This window comes from Solimonas soli DSM 21787, assembly GCF_000474945.1.
Classification (GTDB): Bacteria; Pseudomonadota; Gammaproteobacteria; order Nevskiales; family Nevskiaceae; genus Solimonas; species Solimonas soli.
The window spans coordinates 1-9,017 of sequence record NZ_AXDW01000033.1 but is presented as its reverse complement, the minus strand read 5'-3'; the positions used below and the strand labels follow the sequence as shown (position 1 = coordinate 9,017).

Below are 9,017 nucleotides of genomic sequence, written 5' to 3'. Positions count from 1 at the left end.
CTGTTCAGCTGGCCGCAGTCGCAGACCTCGGTGATGGGCGCCGAGCAGGCCGCCAACACGCTCGCCGACGTCAAGATCCGCCAGCTCGCCAGGCAGGGCCAGAAGCTCAGCCAGGCCGACATCGACGCCATCCGCGATCCGGTGCTCGGCGAGTTCAAGCGCAAGCAGAGCGCGTACTACACGACTTCCGAGATCTGGGACGACGGCATGCTCGACCCGGTCGACACCCGCAACGCCCTCGGCATGTCGATCTCCGCGGCGCTCAATGCGCCGATCGCCGATCCGCGGTATGGCGTGTTCCGCATGTAGCCATAGAGCCGGAGCCGGCTCACGCCGGCACCGGGTATAGTGTCCGCTGAGCCGAAGTCAGGGAGAGATGGCAATGACGATCTTGCGTGTCGTGCTCGCAGTAGCCTGGATGACCATCCTGCTGGTCGGCGTGCATGCGGTGAACAGCATGGGCCTTGCGCCGGGCGGCAAGGTCTTCTTCGAGGATTTCGCGCATCCATGGCGCGCGCAATACAACGCAGATTTCTCGATTCATCTGCTGCTGATGGCCGCGTGGATCACCTATCGCGAGCGCAACCTGGCCGTCGGCCTTCCGCTCGGCGCGCTGGCGGTGCTGCTGGGTGGCACCTATTCGTTGGCCTATATCTTCGTTGCGACCTTCAGAGCAGGCGGAAACGTCGAAACGCTGCTGCTCGGCAAAAAGAAGGCTTGATCGCCCCGCTTATCGCGATACGACAGAGACGACGATGCCCTTCAGCCGTGGGCTCATGCGGATTTGACAGGCGAGCCGGGCGCCGTCTCTGATGGCGCCATTGGCTTCGAGCATTGCCAGTTCCATATCGTCTGCACTGCCGGCCGCAGTGCGCCAGCTTTCCGCAACAACAACTTCACAGGTTCCGCACGCACAAGATCCGCCGCATTCGCCGACGATGCCCGGCACGTCGTGCCGGACCGCAATCTCCATCAGTGAGTCACCTTCGGCAGCATCCGCTTCGAAACTCTTTCCGTCGACGATAAAAGTCACATCGGCACTTCGTGGCGCTTCGTAAGGCATCGTCTACAGTCTCTGCAAGTTGCATTTCAGGGGGGGGTTCAAAGGTGAGGCCAACGATCAACGCTTTGCCACCCATCAGGAAAATACTGTTAATAAATTATGTCGTCAAGACATAATTTCCAAGATACGCGAGCATGAAGCGCAGAATCGTCTAGCAATACTCGCCATGCCTTATATTCACCTTGGAAACACTTGCGTCACGACACAATCATGCGTAACCTGAGCGGCGAATCGCACGAGCCGCGTCGCGGCGTCGCATGAAAACAAGAGCGGCAATCATCAGCACGCATTTCCTCATCCGGCCAGGCCGTTCGCCAGGAGGAATATGGTCGGCCGCCCTGTAGCCGCACATCACGGAGGACGAGCTTTGAACAATAAACAAGCCGACAAAAGCCCTATCAGCCTCGATTACCGGGACCGAAACGTCGTGATCTCCGGAGGTTCATCCGGAATTGGGCTCGGTATCGCGCGTCACTTGGCGGCGCTCGGCGCCCGCATTTCGATCATCGGACGCAACCAGGACAAGCTGAGCGCGGCGCTTTCGACGATCTACGAGATCGCACCGGACGCCGCCGGCTACTCGGCCGATGTTCGCGACGCCCCTCGCATCACTGAATGTCTCACGGAAATCAGGCGCACCCGCGGGGAGATTGATGTGGTCATTGCCGCCGCTGCCGGCAATTTCTTCGTTCCTGCCGAGAAGATGTCACCGAACGCATTCAAGACCGTCATCGAAATCGATCTCATCGGAACCTTCAACGTATTCTCGGCTGCCCTGCCCTTACTGCGCCGCGAGGACGCAGCGCTGCTCGCCATCACCGCACCTCAGGCACAAAGACCAATGGCCAATCAGGCACATGCCTGCTCGGCGAAGGCAGGCATCGACATGCTCGTGAAATGCCTCGCAATGGAATGGGGGACGCACGGCGTTCGCGTCAATGCAGTCTCGCCCGGCCCGATCGCCGGAACCGAAGGTCTGGCTCGCCTCTCTGCTACCCCTGAGATCGAGCGCTTCGTGCGTGACGCTACGGCGCTCAGAAAGTTCGGCGATGTCGAAGACATCGCGCGGTCCGTGGCATTTCTCTGCAGCCCGATGGCCCGCTACGTGACGGGCACAGTCCTCGATTGCGACGGCGGCATGCGCCACGGCAATTTTGTCCCGATGCAATGAGCGTCCCCATGAACACCAGCGCCCCGATCGAGATCCGCCAGGAAGAACGCATCCTCATCGCCACCCTCAATCGGCCCGAAGCGGCGAATGGCATTAACCCTGCCATGGCGACAGCACTTGAGGATCTCGCGCGGCGTGTCGAGGAGGGCTCCGATGTCGACGCGCTGATCATTATCGGCAACGGCCGCGTCTTCTGCTCAGGCGGAGACGTTTCCGCGTTCAAAGCAGCACTGGAATCTTCCGCGGAGGAAGGCGCCCTCGCCGCTCTTCTCAACGATCTGGCTTCGCGCGTACACGCCGCGCTCGAGCGGCTCGTCAGTGCCGGCCCCTTGCTGATTGCCGCCGTGAATGGTCCGGCGACTGGTGCCGGCCTCGGCCTGCTTTGTGCCTGCGACTTCGCCTATGCCAAGCCGTCGGCGGTGCTCCGTGCAGGCTTTTCGCGACTCAAGCTCTCTCCCGACACCGGCACGACCTATTTCCTCCCGCGCATCGTCGGTTACCGCAAAGCGCTGGAGCTGCTTCTGCGCGGCGCACCACTGCAGTCGGACATCGCCCTGCAGCTCGGCATCTTCAACGAGATTATCGATGCCGACGATGCGAGCTTCTTGGGCGAGGTCGTCGGCCGCACCAAGGCGTTGATCGCTGCGGGACCTGCCGTCGTGCAGACCCGCCGTCTCCTGCAGCAAAGCCTGCAGCCAAGCCTCGGTGAACAACTCGATCGCGAGCAGAAAGCGCTCGTCGGCCTTGCGGCACTTCCGGAGATTGGTAGCTTCATCCGCGCCGCGCTCGCCAGGCCCTGAACGCTCAGCTCGCGAAAACAGGCTTTCGCTTTTCCACGAAAGCGCGCATTCCCTCTTCGAAATCCGGCGCACGTCCGCATTCGCGCTGTAGCTCGGACTCGAGGGCCAGTTGTTGCTCGAGCGTGTTCGAGCTCGCCGCGTGCAGGGCCTTCTTGATGCCGGCGATGCTCGCGCGCGGACCGTCCGCCAGCTTGCGCGCAATGCGCATCGCCGTCGGAAGTAGATCCACATCCTCCGTCCATGCCCAGATCAATCCCATTCGCTGCGCCTGTTCGGCGGTGACCGTCTCGCCGAGCAGCGTCAGGCCCATCGCACGCTGACGCCCGACCAGTTGCGGAAGAAGCCAGCTGCCACCGGCGTCAGGTACCAGACCGACGTTGACGAAGGCTTCAACGAACGTCGCCGAACGTGCCGCCACGGTGATGTCCGCCGCCAGCGCGAGCGACGCGGCTCCGCCTGCCGCCACGCCATTCACCGCGGCAATGACGGGCTGCGGCAATGCCTGCATCTGTCGCACGATCGGGTTGTAGTAGGTATCGAGGGCGTAGCCCAGGTCGATGCGACCCTGCGTGTCGCGCGGCGGTTGCGCCAGCGTTTCGACCAGATCGGCACCGGCGCTGAAGGCGCGGCCATTGCCAGTCATCACGACGGCGCGAACGCCATTGTCATCGTGGATTTCCTTCAGCAGCGCCGAGATATCACCCAGCATGGAAAAATTCATCGCGTTAAACGCCTGTGGGCGATTGAAGCGAATGCACGCGACGCGATCCGTCACGCTGTATTGAAGATGGCTCTCGGTCATTTCCTGCACCCAAAAAAAGACCTCCCGGGGGACACGGGAGGACTAAGTCGCGCCTTCAACGGGCTTGAGTCGGCGCGAAGGAGAGAGGTGCCACCTTATGCGGCGGCGGACGGATAGAAGCTCTCGGATCGCCGCTTGCGGTCCTTCAACCATTCGGACGGCGTGAAGCGCGGTCCGAGGCGGCCCGCCAGGCGCTCGCAGTCGTCCACGAACTGTGCAATACCGACGGTGTCGATGTACGAAAGCACGCCGCCCGTCCAGCTCGGATAGCCGATGCCCATGATCGAGCCCAGATCGGCGTCGATCGGATCGCGGATCACACCCTCTTCGAAGCAGCGCGCCGACTCCAGCGCCATGATGCTTAGGAAACGCAGTTTGAGTTCGTCGATGCCGGGTTGTTCGCCGCGCGGCGGGTAAACCTCGGCCAAACCCGACCACAGGCGTTTCGGCTGCTGCTCGGGATATTCGTAGAAACCGCCGCCGAAACGCCGGCCCGGTCGCTTCAGCTCGTCGACCATCCTGAAAATTACCGAGCGTGCCGTCGTGCTGCGATGATGAGCTGGCAGGTTGTCGGCCTCCTGCTGCTTGATGATGCTCTGCATCAGCGCCATCGTGACTTCGTCGGACAGCGCCAGCGGGCCGACCGGGAAGCCGGCAGCGCGCGCGGCGTTTTCGATGAGCGCGGGCTCGATGCCGTCCTCCAACATACGCATGCCTTCATGCGTGAACGTCATGATCACGCGACTGGTAAAGAAGCCGGGCGAATCGCGCACGATGATCGGCGTCTTGCGCAGTTGCGCGACGAAATCGAGCGCTTTGGCCAGCGTCTCGTCGCTGGTCTGCCGGCCGACGATCACCTCGACCAACGGCATGCGTTCGACGGGCGAGAAGAAGTGCAGACCGATCACCTGCTGCGGCCGCGCAGAACCGTCAGCGAGTCCGGTGATCGGCAGGGTCGACGTATTGGAGGCGAAGACCGCGGTGGCCGGAATCACCGCCTCGGCTTTCTGCATCACGGCCAATTTGACATCGCGCTGTTCAAACACCGCTTCGACGACGAGGTCTGAACCCGCGAGATCGGCGTAGTCGTCGGTCGCTTTGATGCGCGTCAACTGCGCATCGGCCTTGTCCTGCGTGAGGCGGCCTTTTTTGATGTCCTTGGCGAGCAGCTTGGCCGAGTAGTCGGCGCCACGCTTGGCGAGTTCGACGCTCGAGTCCAGCAGCACCACATCCATCCCAAGCTGCGCGGCGACGTGGGCGATGCCCGCGCCCATCATGCCAGCGCCGAGCACGCCGAGCTTGCTCACCCTTGATTTCGGGATGCCGGCCGGGCGCGCCGCCAGCTTGTCGGCGGCGCCCTTGCTGACGAACATCGTGCGCATCAAATTGCGCGCGACATAGCCAGACAGTAGCTTGCCGAAATATTTCGATTCAATGCGCAGGCCAACATCCATCGCCAGTTGCGTCCCCTCGAACACGCAGGAAAGAATCGCTGGGGCGGCTGGATAGTTGCCCTGCGTCGTACTGGTCGCCTGCGCGATGCCACTCGCGAAGGTCTGCATCGCATGTGGCGCCAGCGGACCGGCCCCGCCCGGAATGCGGAAGCCCTTGCGATCCCAGGGCTGTTCGGCCGAGGGTGACTGCCGCAGCCACTGGCGCGCGCGCTCGAGCACGTCGGCGGCCGGCGCCAAGGCATGCACGAGGCCGAGCTTCAGCGCTTCAGCCGGCTTCACCGGCGTGCCCTGTATCAGCAGCGGCAACGCCGCCGGAATGCCGATGAGGCGCGGCAGCCGCTGCGTGCCCCCGGCACCCGGCAGCAGGCCGACGTTAACCTCCGGCAGGCCAATGACGGCTTTCGGATCGTCGGACAGCACGCGGTAGTGGCAGGCCAGGCACAGCTCGAAGCCGCCGCCCAGTGCCATGCCGTTGATGGCCGCGGCGAACGGCTTGCCGCAGGTCTCCATGCGCCGCATGGCGCTGGACAGTTTCATTGAAATGGCGGCCGCCTCGCGCGCCGTCATGCCCCGATCGTAGGCATTCACGAAATCCTTGAGATCGGCGCCGGCGACGAAGCCATTCGCCTTGCCCGAGAACAGGATGGCGCCCCTGATTTCCGGCGTGCCGGCGACGCGCTCGATCGCAGCGACGAGTTCGGCCTGCAATTCGTCCGTCAGCACGTTCATGGGGCGGCCCGGCACGTCGATCGTCAGCACGGCGATGCCGTCGTCGGCGAGTTCGAAGCGTAGTGAATGATTCATCTTGATGCGTAATCCGGAAGAGATTCGAAAGGGCGATTCAGAGTCGTTCGATGATCGTCGCGGTACCCATGCCGGCGCCGACACAGAGCGTGCACAAGCCGGTCGAGAGATCGCGGCGCTCCAGTTCGTCGAGGACCGTACCGACGAGAATCGAGCCGGTGGCGCCCAATGGATGTCCGAGGGCGATCGCGCCGCCGTTGACGTTGACCTTGTCGTGCGATACGTCGAGCGCGCGCATGAAGCGGAGCACGACGGCGGCAAAGGCTTCATTCACTTCGAACAGGTCGATGTCGCCGACTTTCATGCCGGCCAGGCGCAAAGCCTTTTCTGTCACCGGCGCTGGACCGGTGAGCATGATGCAGGGCTCCGAGCCAATCGATGCGAAGGAACGAATGCGCGCACGCGGCTTGAGGCCGGCGGCTTCGCCGTAAGCCTTCGAGCCGAGCAGGACAGCACAGGCTCCATCGACGATGCCGCTCGAATTACCCGCCGTGTGTACGTGACGGATCGATTCCACTTCGGGATAGCGGCGGATCGCCACACCGTCGAACCCGCCGGCATGGCCCATCTGTTCGAATGCCGGCTTGAGCTTCGCAAGATCGGCGATCGTTGTGCCTGGGCGCAGGTATTCGTCGCGGTCGAGAATGATTTCCCCGATCACGTCACGCACGCCGATGATCGACTTGGCAAACCGTCCTTGACTCTGCGCTTCGGCGGCACGTCGCTGACTCTCGAGCGCGAAGGCATCGACGTCTTCGCGCGTGTATCCGTCGAGTGTCGCGATGAGGTCGGCACTGATGCCCTGCGGCACGAAACTGATCTTCGCCGCGAATGCGGGATCTGTGGCCCAGGCGCCGCCGTCCGAGCCGATCGGGACACGCGACATGGATTCGATGCCGCCGGCAACGACCGCCGAAGACTGGCCGGACATCACTTTCGCGGCCGCAATATTGAGCGCCTCCAGACCCGACGCGCAAAAACGATTGATCTGCACGCCAGGAACGTGCTGCGCGTAGCCGGCATTCAACGCTGCCGAACGCGGCAATACGGAGCCCTGCTCACCAACCGGCGACACAACTCCCATGACCACATCGTCGACGAGACCCGTGTCTAGCCCGTTGCGGTCGCGCAGCGCCTGAAGCACTTGGGTGCCGAGCTGGAGTGGCGTGATCTCGTTCAGCGCGCCGTCGGAGCGACCCTTGCCGCGTGGTGTGCGGACGTGATCGTAAATGTAGGCTTCAGTCATGCGTCTCTCGTACTTCTGTCAGGTGCGGATCGTCGGAGGAAAGTGCAGTGCAACTCATTTCATGTGGCGCAGCTGGATCATCCAGAGCCGGGCGAGGCTCCTGGCGCCGTCGTTGCCTTGCACCGCGGCGAAAGCTTTCTGTGCGGCGTCCTTCCTGCCGGCCGACAGCAGCGCATAGCCGAGGTGCAGCTTGGCCTGCTCCGGTGCCTTCAGCCCGCCCTTTTGCAGCCCCTTCTGCATCAGCGGCAAGCCCTGATCGGCCTGTCCGTATGTCATCAGATTGAAGCCGGTGGCGACCAGGGCATCACCCGTCGGCTGCGCAGCGGCGGCTTTCTCGCCTTCGGCGAGCGTAGCCTTGTCGTCCTTTATTTTCTTGTCGATCAGCTCGCGCAGACGCTGTTGGCGCGTCGCATCGGGGCCGTCGCCCAGGGCATTGCTGCGATAGCCGTCATCGATGAAAGCCTTGGCCTCGTTCGGATAGCCGGCCTGCAAGGCCAGTTGCGCTGCTTCCATGTAGTCGCCGGCCTTCTCCAAGGTCCCCGTCGAGCGACGCAGACGATACAGATCGAGATCAAGATTGGCGGAGAAGCCCGGCTTGCCGGCCGTACGTATGATCAGGTCCAGCCAGTAGTCATGCATGGGCGTGTAGAGAACGATCTTCTCGAGCGCCGCCGTGTAGCCGTTCATGTCGTTCAGCTTGAGCGCGCAGTTGGCGAGCAACTGCAGCTGGCTGTCCGACGGGCGCTGGCCGGCCTGTTCGGCTGCTGCGACTTGGCGGCTGATTTCGTCGGCCGCTTCCTTGTAGCGACCGGCGAGGAACAGCGACTGTGCGTAGAGACCGAGCGTTTGTGGATCGCGGCCGCCGGCTTCGCGGTACTTCGTCACGGCCGCCGCAGCGCGCGGGTAGTCTTTCGCGGTATAGGCGAGTTTCACGTAGGAATCGAGGACCTGCAGCCTCTCCTCGGCGGGCAGTTCCGGCGAATCGACGACCTGGCCATAAGCAGCGAGCGCGGCGCGGTAGTCGCCAAGCCCGATGGCCGCGGATGCTTTTAAGCGCAGTACAAGGTAGGCCTCGTATGGCGTCAGCCTGCCGGCCGCTTCGGCCTTGGCGATGTCAGCCAGCGCTTCCTTGAACTGTTTTGCCTGCAGGGCCTTCTGCGCACCCTGCAGTGACTGGCCGATTTCCGGACGGACCGTTTTGCTTGCAGCTTGTACCGGCCCTTGTGCCGCAAGCAGCAGGATCGCCGCAGCGGCCAGATGGGTGCTTTGTGTGCTCATGCGCCTGGTTTTCGGGGTGCGATGTGCCATCCTGGGCTCTCCTTTCTCGTTCGCCGGCGTGTTCACAGCTGTTCGTTGCCGACGATGCCGATGTTGGTGACGCCGAGACGCTGTGCGTCGGCGAGCGCCGCGGCGACGTACTTGTACTCGACCAGCCGGTTCGGCCGGATGTGAAACTCCGGCTGCTGATCTTCCTTGGCCGCCTGCTGGAAGCGGTACTTCATCACGTCGCGGCTGATCGCCTCGCCGTTCCAGATGTACGTGCCGTCGAAGTCGATCTCCAGTTCCACGGACGGCGGCGGCGGTGCGTCCGTCGCCGGCGGCGTCGCCTGCGGCATGTCCAGCTTCACCGCGTGCGTCTGCACCGGGATCGTGATGATCAGCATGATCAAGAGCACC

10 protein-coding genes are annotated in these 9,017 nt (G+C 63.2%); 4 read left to right on the top strand and 6 right to left on the bottom strand.

Annotated features, from left to right (window positions below):
• The coding region (locus K344_RS0111940) for a carboxyl transferase domain-containing protein (protein ID WP_028080862.1) at positions 1-309 on the top strand (309 nt) is incomplete at its 5' end.
• 73 nt (positions 310-382) lie between these two features.
• A complete protein-coding gene (locus tag K344_RS21450; protein ID WP_157622888.1) occupies positions 383-721 on the top strand; it encodes a hypothetical protein in 339 nt (112 codons plus the stop codon).
• Between the two features lie 9 nt (positions 722-730).
• Here K344_RS21450 and K344_RS23535 read toward each other — a convergent pair whose 3' ends face one another.
• Positions 731-1,063 (bottom strand): 2Fe-2S iron-sulfur cluster-binding protein, encoded by a 333-nt coding sequence (locus K344_RS23535; protein WP_084197357.1) that lies wholly within the window; start codon positions 1,061-1,063, stop codon positions 731-733.
• Between the two features lie 367 nt (positions 1,064-1,430).
• On the opposite strand from K344_RS23535, the gene K344_RS0111930 reads away from it, so the two are divergent.
• The gene (locus tag K344_RS0111930; RefSeq protein WP_211234537.1) at positions 1,431-2,234 is read left to right on the top strand and encodes an SDR family oxidoreductase; all 804 of its coding nucleotides are present in this window, start codon (positions 1,431-1,433) and stop codon (positions 2,232-2,234) included.
• An 8-nt stretch (positions 2,235-2,242) separates the two neighbouring features.
• A complete protein-coding gene (locus K344_RS21445; RefSeq protein WP_051362173.1) occupies positions 2,243-3,034 on the top strand; it encodes an enoyl-CoA hydratase/isomerase family protein in 792 nt (263 codons plus the stop codon).
• A 4-nt stretch (positions 3,035-3,038) separates the two neighbouring features.
• Here K344_RS21445 and K344_RS0111920 read toward each other — a convergent pair whose 3' ends face one another.
• The 5 genes from K344_RS0111920 to K344_RS0111900 form a co-directional block, all read right to left on the bottom strand.
• Positions 3,039-3,836 (bottom strand): enoyl-CoA hydratase-related protein, encoded by a 798-nt coding sequence (locus K344_RS0111920; protein WP_043114418.1) that lies wholly within the window; start codon positions 3,834-3,836, stop codon positions 3,039-3,041.
• A gap of 95 nt (positions 3,837-3,931) precedes the next feature.
• Complete coding sequence (locus K344_RS0111915; RefSeq protein WP_211234536.1) at positions 3,932-6,049, bottom strand: 3-hydroxyacyl-CoA dehydrogenase NAD-binding domain-containing protein; 2,118 nt, start codon at positions 6,047-6,049, stop codon at positions 3,932-3,934.
• Between the two features lie 82 nt (positions 6,050-6,131).
• The gene (locus tag K344_RS0111910) at positions 6,132-7,340 is read right to left on the bottom strand and encodes an acetyl-CoA C-acetyltransferase (RefSeq protein ID WP_028080858.1); all 1,209 of its coding nucleotides are present in this window, start codon (positions 7,338-7,340) and stop codon (positions 6,132-6,134) included.
• A gap of 54 nt (positions 7,341-7,394) precedes the next feature.
• Positions 7,395-8,648 (bottom strand): tetratricopeptide repeat protein, encoded by a 1,254-nt coding sequence (locus K344_RS0111905; RefSeq protein ID WP_245586202.1) that lies wholly within the window; start codon positions 8,646-8,648, stop codon positions 7,395-7,397.
• A 32-nt stretch (positions 8,649-8,680) separates the two neighbouring features.
• A partial coding sequence (locus K344_RS0111900) for an ExbD/TolR family protein (protein ID WP_028080856.1) occupies positions 8,681-9,017 on the bottom strand: 337 nt, incomplete at its 5' end.

Excerpts from the sequence above, each read along its gene's own strand:
- K344_RS21450 (WP_157622888.1), top strand. The coding sequence starts at position 383 with ATGACGATCTTGCGTGTCGTGCTCGCAGTAGCCTGGATGACCATCCTG.
- K344_RS23535 (WP_084197357.1), bottom strand. The coding sequence starts at position 1,063 with ATGCCTTACGAAGCGCCACGAAGTGCCGATGTGACTTTTATCGTCGAC.
- K344_RS21445 (WP_051362173.1), top strand. The coding sequence starts at position 2,243 with ATGAACACCAGCGCCCCGATCGAGATCCGCCAGGAAGAACGCATCCTC.
- K344_RS0111920 (WP_043114418.1), bottom strand. The coding sequence starts at position 3,836 with ATGACCGAGAGCCATCTTCAATACAGCGTGACGGATCGCGTCGCGTGC.
- K344_RS0111910 (WP_028080858.1), bottom strand. The coding sequence starts at position 7,340 with ATGACTGAAGCCTACATTTACGATCACGTCCGCACACCACGCGGCAAG.
- K344_RS0111905 (WP_245586202.1), bottom strand. The coding sequence starts at position 8,648 with ATGGCACATCGCACCCCGAAAACCAGGCGCATGAGCACACAAAGCACC.